This is a genomic window from Mycolicibacterium xanthum, from assembly GCF_019710635.1.
Lineage (GTDB): Bacteria > Actinomycetota > Actinomycetes > Mycobacteriales > Mycobacteriaceae > Mycobacterium > Mycobacterium xanthum.
The window spans coordinates 1-15,085 of the sequence record NZ_JAIFZS010000094.1 but is presented as its reverse complement, the minus strand read 5'-3'; the positions used below and the strand labels follow the sequence as shown (position 1 = coordinate 15,085).

Below are 15,085 nucleotides of genomic sequence, written 5' to 3'. Positions count from 1 at the left end.
TTGCGCAACACCGTCGAACGAGGCTTCAACCGACTCAAGCAGTGGCGCGGCATCGCCACCCGCTACGACAAGTACGCCCTGACCTACCTCGGCGGCGTTCTGCTGGCCTGCGCCGTCATCCATGCCCGCGTCGGCACCCCACAATCGGGAGACACGCCCTAAGTCGATTTTCCTGCTTGTCTGCGAACCTCGTGACGTGCCCTTTCTTCACTGCGCATCTCAGGCCAAGCACTGCCTGCCCATTTCACCTCCCCGATTCAGGGTTCGTCTAAGGTTTCAGCCTCCTTCTCGGCCGGTTTCTCGGTGAGGTAGTCGCTGATCCGAATGAGCCCGCCGCCGGCAGCGGCGAGCGCTCGGCCGGCATTGTGCTTGACTGCTTGAACTCTGGCGGATGCTGCGTCGCGGATGCGTGGATCCGTGAACTCTTCCCACCCCAGGACTTGTTGATGTCGCGCCTGGGCGAAGTGGTCCAGATCGCCACGCAGCTTTGTGCGGTGTTGACCCAATTCGTGAATTGCTCGAATCCGAAACCCTTCCTTCGCGTCGGGTTTGCTCACCGTGTCGAGCACCTGCTTTGCCCGCTGGTAGAGCTTGCCGTCCTCAACGAGTTGATGGGCCAACAGTTCCCGGGCTTCCTGAATCACCTGGGGTAGATGCTCGGGCTCGTTGTCTTCGACGCGCGCGAGAAGGATCCGTTGCCACCTATACAGCGACTCTTCGGTGACGATCAGGAGATCAAGTGTGTCTCCCAGCTGGCTCTCTTCAGCGGCCCGGCGCAACAGCGCTGCTCGCTCCTTCACCGGAAAGTCGCTGTTGAACGATTGCAGTGTTCGGGTCACGTAGTTACGCAACTGTTCGACCGTGACGTTGAGGGCCGGTCCGAGCGCGGCGATGGAATCCCAGATCGCGTCCGGCAACGGGCCGTTCTTCTCGAGATAGGCAAGGGCTCGAGAAATGGTGGTGTGGTTGCCGAGGACATCGCCGGCGCGGTCTGCCTCGGCTAGGCGAAGTAGTTCGTCGACCTTGCCTTCGACGCGGCGGACCGACTCGTCGACCTGGGCGATTGCAGTCGTGAGCGCTATCTGCACGGCGACCATCTGCAGCGCCATCAGCCGTTGCGGATTGACGGCGGTCGACTTCCACTGGAGCTGCTGAAGGAACTTGCCGTCGGTGCCGCGGGTCATCATCCGGTAGAACCCGTCGGACCCGGGAATCCTCTTACCGACCGTCAGAGCCTTGACGCTGTCGGGATGCAGTTGGACGAACTTCGCCGACTGGCCCATCACGGCGGCCGCGCCCGCCAACAATCCCGTGGCGTTGCCGAGGGAGGCGGTATCGACGCTGGAGATCGGCGCAGTTTGTCCCGCAGATTCCCGGATGCGCTGTAGGTACTCCTCGACCGCATCCGGATCGCCCCCGACGAGGATGCCTTCCGGCTGCACCGATATGACGACCTCGTCTTTTGCGGCCGAAACGGGCAAGTTCTCGCGCTCGTCGTTGCTCACGGTTAACCCCCAGATTCATCCCCTCGCCGAGTCTAGGCAAGCCCAGAGCGCCTCGCTGTAGCGTTTCCGCAACGCCGGCTTTTCGGCGACGGCCACGTCATGGCGGCCGGCGGTTAGCGTGGTTACTCGTGGAAGCTCGCCATGGCGGATCCCATGTGATGTCGACCCTGTCACCGGGCGACCAATCGGGCGCGGACATCGTCCTCGTCACCTGTGTGAAGACCAAGCGGGATCGTCCGTCGCCAGCAAAAGACCTCTATACCTCTGCGCTGTTCCGTAAGCAGCGTGCTTATGCGGAGCGCTCCGGCGTGCCGTGGTTCATTCTGTCGGCAGAACACGGGCTCGTCGCCCCAGATGAGTGGTTGGCACCGTACGAGCGGTATCTGCCGGACATGTCCAAAGAGTTTAGGTCGGCGTGGAGTGCCTGGGTGGCAGCAAGGCTAGAGGTACTTGCCGGCTCGCTGGCCGGCAAGACCATCGAGATTCACGCAGGCTCGGTGTACCTCGATGCCGTCCGTCCGGATCTGGAGGCGCTCGGCGCGACCGTGACCGATCCGCTCAGGGGCCTAAGTATGGGGCAGCGGCTGTCCTGGTATGACGCTGCTGGATCCGAGTCGGGAACCGTCGAGCTCGACGTCGCGGCGATCGTCACCAATCTGCGAAACAAGGCGGCGGCCCTATCGCCCGGGGACTTTCTAGCCGCTGGCAAGGCGGCCACTGATCGGCCCGGGCTCTATAGCTGGTGGGTCGACGAGGCCGGCGCGGCCGACCTGACCCGAGGCCTAGGGACATCCGTTGCAAGTGGCCTCGTCTACGCGGGACTCGCAGGAGCAACGCGCTGGCCGAGCGGCAAACGCTCGCAGAACACCCTGTGGCTGCGGATCACCACCATGCACCTCGGCGGCAGCCACGAGTTCTCGACCTTTCGCCGCACCATTGGAGCGATCCTCGCAAGCGCCGACGGGGCAACTCGCGTAGACGAGGAAAGAGTTACCCGGTGGATGAACGACCACATGCGTGTTGTGACCACGCCGTATGACGATCGGGACACACTTGGCCAGATCGAGAAGCGAGTGCTTGAGGCACTCGATCCACCGCTGAATCTGCAGGGTATGCAACCGACCCCGTTGCGTCGAACGCTGCGAGAGCTCAGGATCGCGGTGACGCGGGCTGATTGATGCCGGGTCTTGAAGAGCGTGCGTATTGCGGAGGTCCTTCGGGGGGTGGTGCGCGGACCATTCTCGTCGGTTGGTGTCGGCGATCAGTCCGTAGGGAATGACACCCACCACGGCGGAAAGCTGATGTCGAGGCGTTCACTGCGCCGGTACCCCGACCACGTCGGCACACCAGTGGACTGGGCACGGTAGATTCCCCGCGCCGCGGCGACGACCCGGTCGTGCTGCGTAGGCCACTCTAAGTCCGCGGCCAGGTTCTCCAGCACCTGTCGGTCGCGGTTGAGCGCGCGGTCCACAATCGCCACGGCCGGCAACGCACCGCTCTTGTCGCTGTTGCACCGCTTGCACGCCAACACGAGGTTGGTGAGCCCGTCGATCCCCACCAACGACCATGGCAGAACATGGTCGACAGGATTGTCGGCGGGCAGATGAGCCCCGCAGTAGAAGCAGTGCGGCCCGTAGATCTCCTTGAACGGTTCCCGGACCGCCGTCAGGGCCGTGCGCTCCCGGCCGAAGAGATGACCGGCGACGTTGGGCACTTCGGCGTCGAGGAACCTGTTCATGCGGCGCACGTCGTCGACCCACATGATCTCCAGCGCGGGCTTCAGCAGGCCGGCCAACCGCGCCAGACCATGGGCAACCCCGGGCTTGAGCACGATCGCATCGTCGTGCGCGCGCAATGCAGACCGCGACACCTGGTCATGCAGAAAGGAGTCCTCGTAGAGGAACGGGTCACTCGTCGTCGACCCGCGCAGCTTCTGCAGTCGATGTAAGGGTTGCTGCGCCAAACACAGCGTGATCTCGGCGATAGCATGCCGGTAGGCGTCCGGAGCGCGAAGTTGCGCAACATCGACCGAGCAGTGGACGCCTGCTGCCACGCGAAGCTCCTTGGTGGCGGCGAGAATACGAGCCCGCGACCCTCTCGACTGGCGTAGTTCATGGCCATCGAACGGACGCACCTGTTGCCAGTAGATCTCGAGTACGCGGCGTGCCAGTTCGGGGATCGGCACCACAAGTGAATCCCGAGGCTCGGCAGGCAGGTTCTCGATGCAGTGATCGATCAAGGCCATCAGTGTGGCGAGCTTGTATGTTGCTGTGCGCTGCCCGGTTTCGAGGATCGCGACGACGCGCTGCCCCAGCAGCAGCGGGTCGACCGCTTCGCTACTCACGGTTCATCACCGACGCTGGCACTCTGCAGTAGAACAGCACACGACGTATTATCGCCGATACCATTACCCATCTGCCTACGGCCGGGCCACCGGGTACTCCGCGCCGATCAGCCGGGCGAACGCATCGCGCGAGGCGATCTTGCTCGGTGGCCAGGCCTGTTGCCACTCCCGCAGCGGAATGTCGGCGTCAGGCTCGAATCGTGCTGCCAGCAGCGGATACTCGTGATCGCGCCATCCGCGCAGCCGTCAGTCGCCGCCGGCGTACTCCTTGAGCCGCTCGAGCTGTCGCTGTTGGACCTCGGCTGGGGCTCGACCGCGGACCCCGATGCCATTCATCAAGCTGTGGCGTCCCAGCGCGAACGGGCGGAAGCCCCACACCGATGCGACGGCGTCATTGACCGCACGGCAGTCGCTGCAGGCCCGCCATGACCAGCGGGAGCGTCCGCCGGCGGTCGCTCGGAAGCAGACGATGCAGAGGTCGAAGTCACGGGAGACATCGGCGGCGAGCCATTTGACCGGATTGTCTTCGTCCCGGCACGACTGCCACAGTCGCGATGTGCCCCGGCGGATCGGCCCCCGGATTCCGCCGCACGGGATGTGTACCGACAGCTCGGTAATGCGTTCGCGCAGAGCCGCATCCGCCGGGCTAAAGGGTTGGTCGTTCATGCTATGCCGTTCCCGGGGCGCCACGGTCGGGCATCCACCGCTTGCACGCTTCGCGTGCCGGCTCTTCCCCTGGGGCACCGTGCGGTGGTCGCGCGGTTGCCGGGACGGCGGGCCAGGTACCCGAACAGCCGTCCGCTCGTGAGCTGACCCGAGACTACTCCGGCGCTCCGACAACGTCATCCCCGTGTGTCGGACAGCCGCGGCATCACGCGGAGTGCGTCGGACGCAGTCGCAGGTCGCCGGGTTCCCACGGGGTAAGAGTTCAAACGGGATCCCACCGGTACCCTCATCCCATGGAGGTTGTCATCGACTCCGGCGGTCGGGTCGTTCTACCCAAGCAACTGCGCGACGCGTTGGGGCTGACCCCTGGTTCGACGGTTGACATCTCTGCGAACGGGGGCGGACTTCGGATCGTCCCAAGAGGGCGAACCGCACGACTCGAGCGGGATGAGGACGGGCGCCTGGTCGCCCGGGCTGACACGGTCGTGACCGACGAGATGATGTTCGCCCTCGTCGACGCGGTACGGAGGTGAGACCGGTGCCGGCCACTGCCGTCGACACGAGTGTCGCGGCGGCCAGGAGGAGGATCCGATGACTGCCGGAAAGGGATGGATCAGTGATCCGCCGCCCACCCAGGAGCGGGAATGGAAGACTCCGGGCTGGGTCAAGGGGGCCGGGGAGCACTTCGTTTCACGATCGGGGGTCCGGGACGAGAAGGGGTCGCGGGAATCACCCGGGCCTGGCGGCCTATCTGTTGCATCGACCCCTGAATAGCGGAGGGATTCCCCAGGAGGTCCGGACGTCCCCGAGGCGCAGCCCCGGCGCTGCGACGCCGTCGTCTCCGTGTTGTCGGACGGGCGCGTTAACCTGAAGTTGAGCCCACCGGATCCGTCGCCGATCGCGGTTGGGATGACACCTGGGGGATCTCCCGGCGACTTCTGAACTGCGGCACTGGGCTGCCTTCCGAGGAAGGCTCACGAAGGCTGCCCGGAAGGGGAAGTGATGACCACCGGATTGGACGAGCCCGGCTACGACATCATCGGCGATATCCACGGCTGCGCCGACAAGCTCGAGGCGCTGCTCACCACGATGGGCTACCGCACCGACGGACCGGGAACCGCCTACCGGCATCCGCGCCGTACCGCGATCTTCGTCGGCGACCTGATCGACCGCGGCGATCGTCAGCTGCGCGTGCTGCAGATCGTCAAGCCCATGGTCGATGCCGGCAGCGCGCGAATGGTGTTGGGCAATCACGAGTTCAACGCCCTGGCCTACGCGACCGAGCGGCCCGGCCATCCCGGGAAGTTCCTGCGGCCGCACGACGACCCCGGCGATCCGTCGTCGGCCAAGAACGAGAAGCAACACGAGAGGTTCCTGGAGGAACTGAAGGGCGATGCGCGTACGGAGTACCTGGACTGGTTCTGGACCCAGCCGTTGTGGCTGGACCTGGGTGACGTCCGCGTCGTGCACGCCTGCTGGCACGACGAGTCGATCGCACTGCTGGAACGCGAGCTCGGCGGCAACCGGCTGACAACGGTCGACCAACTCGTGCGGGCAACCGATCGACACGATCCGGTGTACCACGCGGTGGAGACCGCACTCAAAGGCCCCGAGATCAGCCTCGTCGCGCGCGGGCAGCCGGCCTACCTCGACAAGGACGGCCATCCACGCAGCCACGCACGGTTGCGCTGGTGGGACGAGGACGCGAAGACGCTGCGCGACATCGTCGAGATCAGCAGCGCCTACACCACCGTGCAGGGTGATCCCTACCCCGAGCTGCCCGACGTCGAGGTCGCCGCGGAGGACCGCGACTACGTCTATTCCGGCGACGTCCCGGTGTTCTACGGCCACTACTGGCGCCACGGCGATCCCCAGCACTTGCGGGACTGGACCGACCGCACCGCGTGCGTGGACTTCAGCGCGGTCAAGGGTGGTTCGCTGATGGTCTACCGCTGGTCGGGGGAGAGCCGCATCCGGCCCGGCAACTACGTCGGGGTGTGAGTCGGTTCGGCGCGGCAGTGCCACTGGTTGATAACGGGTATACGTTATCGTTAACTGACGTTAACACCTCACATGGGGAGCGCTGCCTGATGAGCACCGATGAACTCGACGAACTCCTGATGGACCGCTTCCAGTTGCGCCGCTCAGACCTGATCGCAGCACTGAAGACCCTGCCCGCGCAGCGCCCCTGGGCCGGCGCTCTCACCGAGGAAGAAGCGCAACTGCTCGACGCGGCCGGGTTCACCGAGGACCCGAAGGCGTACGCCGAGGTCGCCGCCGACGTCACCGCCCACATGGCCCGCCTGTACAGCACCGCCTACACCGCCGCCGAGGTCCGCGAAGGCTTGGGCGTCAACGACTCCCGAGTACGTCAACGCCGTCTGGCGCACAAGCTGTGGGCCATCGACGACGGCGGCCGCTGGGTCTATCCCGCGCTGCAGTTCGAATCGACCCACACTGGCCGGCCGCCCCGACTCAAGCTGAAACTGGTCCGCGGCCTCGACCAGGTGCTGCCGGCACTGCTCGGCCGTGGCCTCCATCCCACCGCGATCGCCGGGCTGCTCATGACACCGCAGCCCGACCTGCGGATCGGCGGTCGGCCGAAGTCGGTGCGGGAGTGGCTACTCCACGGCGAGCCCGTTGAACCGGTGCTGGCCCTGATCGACATCGGGGACTGGGCCGCCACGTGAGCGGTGAGCCGATGCTGCCCGATCCGCCGACACCGTCGGCAATGCGCGCCGTGGGCATCGGTGACGATGAGACCCGCACCATCGACCGTGAGGCCGTGTGGTGGCGCGTCCACCGTACCGAGGGCGAGCATGTCCTGGCCTGGAACGCGCTGCGCAGCTTCGGCCCCGTCCTGCGGTTCGACCCGCGCCCCCTGCCCAAGGGCGACCACCCGCGCCATGGCGTCTGGTACGGAGCGTCCACGCCCGATGCCGCGCTGGCCGAGGCCTATCAGGTCGGCCGGGTCATCGACCGCGCCCACGGGCGCCCGTATCTGACCGGACTGTCATTCACCCGCACCCTCACCGTCCTCGACCTCGGCACCGACAGCCGTGGTGCCTGGGTGACCCGCGCCGGGGGTACCTTCGCCATCTCCACGGCCCCGCACGCCGTCACCCGGCAGTGGGCACGCACCATCGCCCAGGCCTTCCCCGACCTCGACGGCCTGCGCTACAACAGCCGATTCGCCGGCCACCCCTGCGTCGCGCTGTTCATGCCCGCGGCCAGCGCGATGCCCACCCGCCCCACGCTGTCACTGCCCCTGTCGCATCCCGCGATGGCCATTCGCATCGCCGGAGCGGCGAAGCGGCTGGGCTACGGCGTCGTCTGATCGCCAAACCGCACCCGCAGGAGACATTTCGGGCATCGTGGAACGGCCAGTTGCGCCGTTCAGCTGCGGCGAAGTGCAGGCGGTTGGCCGGGCGGCAGGGTGACGTGCGAGCCGTCAAGGAGTGCAGCCGCGCACTCTAAAAGAGGTGTAAACCTACACTGATGTGATTCGCCTTGGCGAAAAGTCATCTACCTGCGAAAACTGTGAAGTCGGTAGGTCTACTTCGTGATTACTGTAATAACTCGGTAGCTGCCGGTTGCGGGTCGCGCGCTGGGCGGCGCCGTGACTGGCGGGGTAGTGCAGGGAGGCCCGGTGCCAGAGGTGTGGCGGAGAGCCGTACGTCAAAACCGAGTGCGCATAGGTAGCGGGCGACCGCCGCGATACGCAAGTTCCCGTCGCCGTTGAACACTTGTGACACGCGGCCCTGCGTGACGCCAAGCTTTTCGGCGAGCGCCTTCTGATCCAGGCCCGAGGCGTCCAGTGCCTGGTGCAGAAGCCGCATGGTTTGGCCGGCGAGATCAGCAGCTGCCAATCCCTGCGCGCCGGTGTCGGTGGCCTGTTCCTCATCGATCAACGTCGGATCGCGTTGGTCGGTCATAGTCGAGGTCCTCCTCTCTGACATTTTGAGATTCCGAAAGATCATGCTTCAGCGTCTTCTGGCTGACCTTTGTGAAGGCGTGTCCAACGCGGATCAGGCGGTCGAAGTAGGGGATCGGCCAGAATTGGCTGTCCGGCGCCTCGGCGTCTGAGTAGCGGCGGATCGGTAGCTTGGCGGTGTATCCGCCTTTGCCGTCGGTGTCTAAGAACGTGAGGCTTTTGTCGCCGTGTCGGAACTCCCACACGCCGTTCTCGAGGGATTTGACCGCGTCGCGGTAGATCGGCTCGCCCGTGTTCGCCCAGTGCCCGATTGCATTGAGAAAACCAGTGGTAGTCGCTGACCTGTTCGTCCACAGGTTCGTCCTCTTCGGTCCGACCCCACAGTCCGGCCCGCAAGGCGTCCAAGAACTGCCCGGCGGGTGAACTTCCGTCCGAGCGGACTGCGCAGTCAACCTGATGAAACTGCCCTCTCACGATTGCCCGCCTGTCCATCGATCCCCCTCCACTTTAGTAAAACCTAAACTTCTGGCGCAACCAGATTTGATGGCTGGATCATCACGTCCGAGTCTGGAGGACGCCATCGACAACAACTGCGTGCAACGTCACGGGACACCCGCTTCCATCACAAGCTGATGGCAGTCACGTCGTCGAAGTTGCGCTGAGGGCTGTTGCGCCGCCGACTTCACAGCCATGGCGGCAATCTCGAACAGAGGATCACGCTGAGCTGCAACGGATTCAGCGCAAACCGGGCTACCCGGCGCTCACTTCACCGGCTCGTGCTGGACGACCTCGTCGACGCCGGGCGCAGAGTAGTTGCGCGACATGCACGCATCGATCTCCGCGACGATCTCCGGCCCGGGTACGCCCCACCCGTCCCTATAGCCGTAGACCTCCGCGAGCGGCCGATGGCCGCGATCACCGTCGAGGATCTCGACACAGTTCGGGCCGAGCAGGGCGGGGTGCCGCACGCCCGCCGCCTCCGAGACCTTGAGCAGATCGCGGCGCAGCGTCAGGATGTAGTTGGCTAGCCGGTGCGACTTCTGTTGCGGATCCAGACCGTGGGCTAGCCACGGGTTCTGGGTCGCGATGCCGGTCGGGCAATGGTCGGTGTGGCACTTCTGCGCCTGGATGCAGCCGATCGACAGCATCGCCTCCCGTGCCACGTTGAGCAGGTCGACGCCCAGCGCGAACGCCACGATCGCGTTGCTGGGCAGGCCCAGCTTGCCCGACCCGATCCACGTCACGCGGTCGCTGAGCCCCGCCTCGGCGAACAGCCCGTAGACCTGGGCGAACCCGACCCGGAACGGAAAGGACACGTGATCGGCGAACACCAGCGGCGCGGCGCCGGTGCCGCCCTCGCCGCCGTCGACGGTGACGAAGTCCACGCCCCGCTGCCCGTCGGCCATCCGGTCCGCCAACTCGACCCAGAAGCCCATGTCGCCCACCGCCGACTTGATGCCGACCGGCAGCCCGGTGGCCTCGGCGATCCGCTCGACGACATCGAGCATCTCGTCGACGTTGCGGAACGCGGTGTGCCGCGACGGACTCGCGACGTCCTTGCCCTGCTCGACACCGCGGATGCGGGCGATCTCCGCGTTCACCTTCTCGCCCGGCAGATGCCCGCCCAGGCCCGGCTTGGCGCCCTGGCTCAGCTTGATCTCGATGGCGCGCACGGGGCCGGAACCGACGACGTCGACCAACCGGCCGAGGTCGAAGTCGCCGCGCTCGTCTCGGCAGCCGAAGTAGCCGGTGCCGATCTGGAAGACGAGGTCCCCGCCCCGGCGGTGGTGGTCGGACAGGCCGCCTTCGCCGGTGTTGTGCCAGCAGCCGACGAGCTTGGCGCCGGCGTTGATCGCCTGAATGGCCTTGGGACTCAGCGAGCCGAACGACATCGCCGACACGTTGACGATCGACGCCGGCCGGAACGCGTGCCGGCGCCCGCGCGGGCCGCCGAGCACCTTGGCGCCGGGCACCTCGACGTCCTCCGCGTGGATCGGGGAGGCCGGCACGACGTCGCAGAACGTGGCCTGCTTGATGATCGGGTACGCCGAGTTCTCGGTGTCGTTGTCGGTGCCGAACGCGAAGTAGTTGTTCCGCTTCTTCGCCGACGTGTACACCCAGCGCCGCTGGTCGCGGCTGAACGGTCGCTCGTCGTCGTTGTTGGTGATGATGTACTGGCGCAACTCCGGGCCGATCGATTCCAGCAGGTAGCGCAACCGGGCGACGATCGGGAAGTTGCGGCGAAGCGCGTGTTCCTTCTGAACGAGGTCCTGCAGGGCGATACCGGCCAGCGCGGCGGTGGGAGCCAGCGCGGCCAGCGTCCGTTTCTTCATGAGGTGCAGCCTGCCAGATGGCCATCCGTTGAGACTGTGCCGGCGGCGGGGTTTTCGATGTTTTCGCCGCCGTGGCTGCAGTGTCAACGCACGGTCGGGGCGCTCATTGTCTGGTCTGTGCGCCGAGTGCCAATCCGCCAGGACTTCTCGGCTTGCGGCTACCCCAACCCCAGCGCGGCACGCAGCCGCTCAGGATCCATTCCGGCGCTGCCCTCGACCACGGGGAACGAGTCCAGCAGCCTGATCAGGTCGTCGCGTCGGGTGGGGTCGTCGGCGGCCTGGCGCGGGGTGTGACCGTTCAGCGACGGTATCGGTTCGTCGAGCCACGCCGCCTCGTAGCGGCGCATGACCTCGTCGAGTGCCGCGGCGACTTCCGGGTCCTTCGGGTCGATCCCGGGCGAGCCCGACGGCGCCATCGTCCCGGCGAGCTCGGCCGCGTCAGCGGCGTCGCGCAGCGGGCGGCGGGCGTCGTCGAGCACCGTCATCGACGGATCGAGGCGCGACAGCGTCGCCAGCACGCGGTCCATCCGCCTCTCGCTGTTGGTCTGAACGGCCAGCCTGTCGCCGTCGAGCGTCAGGGAGGCGCTGATGTGGTCCACCCCATGGGTTTCGACGTGCTCGAACCATTGCGCGGCGTCCTCGTCGACCCGGTCGAACGCGTCGTCGAGCCGGGCTCCGATGCCGGGGTCGACGCGCACGGTGGCCTCGCAGATCGCCAGCGGGTCACCCTCGGTGTTGACCAGCGTGGCGGGTGCGAACCGGCGGCTCAGGAAATCCACCAGATCCACCGGATCGGGTTCGGAGTCGAGCAGGTCGATCAGCAGGTCACGTTCGTGCAGGGCGACCGGGTCGATACCGCCGAAGAATTCGTAGGCCTCCGGAGTGGGCGTCACCCGGGTGCAGATCAGCTGCCCGGGTTGCAGGGAGCGGCTGGCCGTCCGCTCCTGCACGTCGTAGACATCGCCGGTGCGCACGTCACGCACGCGGACCTGCCGTCCCGGTGCGACGTCCTGCACCTCGAACACCGATCGCGCCAACAGCTGCCACTGCTCGGCCAGCAACCGCTCGTCATCGGGCAGCAGGAAGCCCCGCTTGGCCAGGAAGTCGGCGAACGCCCCGCCCTCGAACAGCACCGCGTCGACGAACAGCGGATCCCCCGTTGTAGCGTCGCCCTCCGTGCAGTACTGGGCGCGAGCCTCGGCGACCTCCTCGACCAGATCGCGCCATTCCGTCACGAAGACGTGTTGGCAGGCCTTGAGATACAGCCAGCCCACGCGATCGGCCAGCGACAGCTGCTCGCGTCCCAGGTGGCACTTCTTGTACTTGCGCCCCGAACCGCACCAGCATGCGTCGTTGCGGCCGAGATCGGTGCGCGGCGAAGCACGGTGCTGGTCGAGTACCCGTGCCAGCGGATGGTCCTCCGCGGCGCCGGCGCGGCGCAGCAGGGCCAACCCGCGCTCGGCGTCGCCGCGATCGGAGGCGAACCGCGCCAGGTCCAGCAGCGTCAGTGGCCACTCGGTGTCCATCGACTCGGCGGTCAGCAACTCGCGTTCGGCCGACTCGATGGCGCCCGTCTGCTCCAGCGCCGTGGCGCGCAGCCAGCGGAAGGCCACCCGCGCGCCGCGCGGCACCTGCGGCTCCAGCGTCTCGGCGAACAGGCCCAGCGCGGCGGGTGAGCCGCCGCCGCCCACCGTCTCGTTGCGGAACAGCTCGGCCAGAAACGGGTCACCCAGCGCCGAACCGAACTCGGTGATCAGCGCGCCGTAACCTTCGTCATCCGAGGTTGCGGCGCCGTCGCCGGTCTCGTCGACGTCGCCCGCGGCGGCCTCGTCGGCGTCGTCGGCGTCGTCGGGGAACTCGGCCAGAGCGGTCAACATCTCCGACATGTGGTCGTACACCGCCACGAGCGTGCGCAGTGCAAGCGCGTCGTCGGCGTCGATGTCATACCGTCGGGACAGTCGTTCGCAATCGCGCTCGAACCGCCATCTCTCGAAGTCGAACCCCGGAGCGGCCACCTGGCCGTCGCTGTAGGCCAGGCGCTGAGCCTCGACGATCTCGGTCAGCGGGACCACCGGCTCGGCGAACAACTCGGGGTCCTCGGCGCACAGCGCCCAGACCGCCAAGTCGAGGAACACCGGCTCGTCGGGATCCAGCGCCGCGGCCAGCCGTGCGCCCACGTGCACGGAAGGGTTCGCCGTCTCGACTTTCTCGAGGACCAGGCCGGCGTCGGACAGTCGTATGCCGACCAGATCGCCGTCGGTCACGCCCAGCGCGTGCAACGTCCCCGGTTCCAGCAGCAGCGCGCCCGACTCGTCGACAACCTCCGGGGAGACACCCCGCTCTTCCAGGTGTTCGTCGTCGAAGTAGGGCAGGGCGAGGCTGACCGCCGAGCCGTCGGCGAGGCGCTGGTACTGCTCGTGCTGGCTCAGTTCGGTGATCGGGTCCAGATCCGGGGTGACGGTGAGCAGGTCGTGGGCGACCTCGGTGGAGTCGACGCGGTGCGTGAAGACCCGCCCGGCCAGCACGGTCGGCAGCCACACCCAGCGCCCGTCGTTCAGATCCCTTGCCGGATGGTCCAGTTCGTTCAGCGCGGTCCGCGCAACACCCTCCGGGTCGGTCACCCCGTCAGCCTGCAGCCGGGCGAGGATGTCATCCCTGCCGAGCGGGCCGTGTTCGGCGAGCATCCGCGATACGGCAACCACTTCCTCATCCGTCACGGTTGGCACCTTACGCCGGTCACCCGGGCGTTGAGACTGTGCTGGTGGCGGGGTTGTGGGTGGTTTGGCCGCCGTGGCTGCAGTGTCAACGCGGGGTCGGAACGTGCTGGCTGCAGTGTCAACGAGGGGTCGGGACGCGCCGACGGTGAGGGGGTCAGCTCGCCGCGACCAGACCCGACTGGCGCAGCGCGTCGTCGATGAAATCGTGCACCGGACGCGCGCGGAAGAAACCGGTGTGCGCACCCGGGTACCACACGATCTCGGGCCGGTCCCAGTGCTCCCAGAGCCGCATCACCTGATCGCGCGGGTGCACCAGCCGGTCGGCCAGCCCGCCGTAGATGAAGCGCCCCGCCATCGGGACCCGGGAGCTCATCGACAGCGGCGAGAGCATCCGGCCGAGCGGTTCGGCCAGCGTCAGCATGTCATGGCGGGGGTCGCCCTCGCGTAGGCCGCCGTGGAGACCGAGCACCTCGATCAGATTGGCCACCGGCACACCCAGCACCGCGCAGGTCAGACCGTCCTCGACGCTGGCGACCAGCGAGGCGATGTAGCCCCCGAGCGACATACTGTTCAGGCCGATCGCGGACTCGGGCTCCTGTGACCGTATCCACGCGATCAGCCGCCGGATGTCCCACACCGCCTGCGCGGTGGCATGCACGTCGTCGAGCACATCGGTGCCCGGGAATGCCGCGCCCTTGTGCCGGCGGGGGCCGTGCAGCGGCAGCACCGGCAGCACCACGTTCAGGCCGAGATCCTGGTGCAGATGCCGGGCGCGGAACAGTCTCAGGTCGACCGAGCCCCGGCCCATCAGGGCGCCGTGCACGCAGATCACCCAGGGCCGCGGCTCTCGGTGGCGCATCACCAGCGCGTGTTCGCGGCTGTCCTCGGTGTAGCTCAGCCACCGCTCGCGGCCGGGTTCGCCCGGACGCGGCTCGTACCCGCTGTCGAAGCCTATGCGGTCCAGTGCCTGGCCCCGGATCCTCACCGGCTGAAACGTGACGTCGGTCGGGGCCGGCGGGGAGGTGAAGAAACCCTCGGGCTCGTCGAGCCAGCCATGGTGTGCGTAATACTCCAGCGCCGCACCGATTTCGCGGTTGGCCTCGTCGATCGCGTGCACGTCGCCGACGGGCAGGAACATCCGGAAGCCGAGCAGCACGAGCTCGTCCTGGAACACCTCTCTGGCCACGGCGATGGTCGGCCGCGCGACGGGCAGCCCGTCGTGGTCGCCGGGTCGGGAGGTCAGGAACTGGCGGGCCCGCACGAAGGGCGTCGTGACGTCGGCGGGGCGGGCGAGTCGCCGTCCGCGACCGTTGGTGTTCTCGGGTGCCGACATGACACGACGGTAGCGCGGGCGCGAAGCGCGCCCGCAGGGACCTAAGCCTCGATCCACCGATGAGCTGTTATAGCTGAGGCTGGGGTAGCTTTGGTGAGCACTTGCCGGTGGTGAGCAGGGGGTATCTGCTGGTCTGTCCAGCTTTTCCTTGTGTGCTGCGGTCGGGCCTTTCGGCGGGTGGTCAGGTGGTGGCGATCGCCGGTGGGCTGTGGCCGATGATGTTGCGCCACAGGGTGAGCCACTGTTGGGCCCA

13 protein-coding genes, 1 pseudogene and 1 riboswitch are annotated in these 15,085 nt (G+C 67.0%); of the genes and pseudogenes, 6 read left to right on the top strand and 8 right to left on the bottom strand.

What is annotated here, in order from left to right; genetic code table 11:
* A pseudogene (locus JDV09_RS25665) lies at positions 1–162 on the top strand (IS5 family transposase); the annotation flags it as partial.
* A gap of 95 nt (positions 163–257) precedes the next feature.
* Here the strand turns inward: JDV09_RS25665 and JDV09_RS25660 are convergent.
* A complete protein-coding gene (locus JDV09_RS25660) occupies positions 258–1,505 on the bottom strand; it encodes a hypothetical protein (protein ID WP_308124251.1) in 1,248 nt (415 codons plus the stop codon).
* Positions 1,506–1,633: 128 nt separating this feature from the next.
* On the opposite strand from JDV09_RS25660, the gene JDV09_RS25655 reads away from it, so the two are divergent.
* The gene (locus JDV09_RS25655) at positions 1,634–2,683 is read left to right on the top strand and encodes a DUF6884 domain-containing protein (protein ID WP_308124250.1); all 1,050 of its coding nucleotides are present in this window, start codon (positions 1,634–1,636) and stop codon (positions 2,681–2,683) included.
* A gap of 83 nt (positions 2,684–2,766) precedes the next feature.
* On the opposite strand, the gene JDV09_RS25650 is transcribed toward JDV09_RS25655, so the two are convergent.
* On the bottom strand, positions 2,767–3,849 hold the full coding sequence (locus JDV09_RS25650; RefSeq protein ID WP_308124249.1) for an HNH endonuclease: 1,083 nt from the start codon (positions 3,847–3,849) through the stop codon (positions 2,767–2,769).
* Between the two features lie 246 nt (positions 3,850–4,095).
* Positions 4,096–4,539, bottom strand: coding sequence for a hypothetical protein (locus JDV09_RS25645; RefSeq protein WP_255606055.1), 444 nt, complete (start codon positions 4,537–4,539; stop codon positions 4,096–4,098).
* 8 nt (positions 4,540–4,547) lie between these two features.
* Positions 4,548–4,659, bottom strand: a riboswitch (SAM riboswitch).
* A gap of 149 nt (positions 4,660–4,808) precedes the next feature.
* On the opposite strand from JDV09_RS25645, the gene JDV09_RS25640 reads away from it, so the two are divergent.
* The 4 genes from JDV09_RS25640 to JDV09_RS25625 all read left to right on the top strand — a co-directional run bounded on the left by JDV09_RS25640 (position 4,809) and on the right by JDV09_RS25625 (position 7,852).
* Entirely contained in the window at positions 4,809–5,048 is a 240-nt protein-coding gene (locus tag JDV09_RS25640) for an AbrB/MazE/SpoVT family DNA-binding domain-containing protein (RefSeq protein ID WP_221371952.1), read from the top strand.
* 469 nt (positions 5,049–5,517) lie between these two features.
* On the top strand, positions 5,518–6,516 hold the full coding sequence (locus JDV09_RS25635) for a metallophosphoesterase (RefSeq protein ID WP_221371951.1): 999 nt from the start codon (positions 5,518–5,520) through the stop codon (positions 6,514–6,516).
* 89 nt (positions 6,517–6,605) lie between these two features.
* Positions 6,606–7,205: a DNA-binding protein gene (locus JDV09_RS25630; protein WP_221371950.1), complete on the top strand. Its 600-nt coding sequence runs from the start codon at positions 6,606–6,608 to the stop codon at positions 7,203–7,205.
* A gap of 11 nt (positions 7,206–7,216) precedes the next feature.
* Positions 7,217–7,852, top strand: coding sequence for an RES family NAD+ phosphorylase (locus JDV09_RS25625; protein ID WP_372453036.1), 636 nt, complete (start codon positions 7,217–7,219; stop codon positions 7,850–7,852).
* Between the two features lie 229 nt (positions 7,853–8,081).
* On the opposite strand, the gene JDV09_RS25620 is transcribed toward JDV09_RS25625, so the two are convergent.
* The 5 genes from JDV09_RS25620 to JDV09_RS25600 form a co-directional block, all read right to left on the bottom strand.
* Positions 8,082–8,450: a type II toxin-antitoxin system RelB family anti-toxin gene (locus JDV09_RS25620; protein ID WP_221371949.1), complete on the bottom strand. Its 369-nt coding sequence runs from the start codon at positions 8,448–8,450 to the stop codon at positions 8,082–8,084.
* On the bottom strand, positions 8,416–8,901 hold the full coding sequence (locus tag JDV09_RS25615; protein ID WP_221371948.1) for a hypothetical protein: 486 nt from the start codon (positions 8,899–8,901) through the stop codon (positions 8,416–8,418). Before JDV09_RS25615 ends, JDV09_RS25620 begins: the two co-directional genes overlap by 35 nt.
* 309 nt (positions 8,902–9,210) lie before the next feature.
* Positions 9,211–10,782: an FMN-binding glutamate synthase family protein gene (locus tag JDV09_RS25610; protein ID WP_221371947.1), complete on the bottom strand. Its 1,572-nt coding sequence runs from the start codon at positions 10,780–10,782 to the stop codon at positions 9,211–9,213.
* Between the two features lie 158 nt (positions 10,783–10,940).
* Positions 10,941–13,466 (bottom strand): SEC-C domain-containing protein, encoded by a 2,526-nt coding sequence (locus JDV09_RS25605; protein WP_221371953.1) that lies wholly within the window; start codon positions 13,464–13,466, stop codon positions 10,941–10,943.
* 187 nt (positions 13,467–13,653) lie between these two features.
* Positions 13,654–14,832 carry an alpha/beta hydrolase family protein gene (locus JDV09_RS25600; RefSeq protein ID WP_221371946.1) on the bottom strand — a complete coding sequence of 393 codons (1,179 nt, stop codon included), beginning with the start codon at positions 14,830–14,832 and terminating at the stop codon, positions 13,654–13,656.
* Positions 14,833–15,085 lie beyond the last annotated feature (253 nt).

Bases quoted from the DNA above. Each gene is read 5' to 3' on its own strand.
- JDV09_RS25640 (WP_221371952.1), top strand. From the start codon at position 4,809: ATGGAGGTTGTCATCGACTCCGGCGGTCGGGTCGTTCTACCCAAGCAA.
- JDV09_RS25635 (WP_221371951.1), top strand. From the start codon at position 5,518: ATGACCACCGGATTGGACGAGCCCGGCTACGACATCATCGGCGATATC.
- JDV09_RS25630 (WP_221371950.1), top strand. From the start codon at position 6,606: ATGAGCACCGATGAACTCGACGAACTCCTGATGGACCGCTTCCAGTTG.
- JDV09_RS25625 (WP_372453036.1), top strand. From the start codon at position 7,217: ATGCTGCCCGATCCGCCGACACCGTCGGCAATGCGCGCCGTGGGCATC.
- JDV09_RS25620 (WP_221371949.1), bottom strand. From the start codon at position 8,450: ATGACCGACCAACGCGATCCGACGTTGATCGATGAGGAACAGGCCACC.
- JDV09_RS25610 (WP_221371947.1), bottom strand. From the start codon at position 10,782: ATGAAGAAACGGACGCTGGCCGCGCTGGCTCCCACCGCCGCGCTGGCC.
- JDV09_RS25605 (WP_221371953.1), bottom strand. From the start codon at position 13,466: ATGCTCGCCGAACACGGCCCGCTCGGCAGGGATGACATCCTCGCCCGG.
- JDV09_RS25600 (WP_221371946.1), bottom strand. From the start codon at position 14,832: ATGTCGGCACCCGAGAACACCAACGGTCGCGGACGGCGACTCGCCCGC.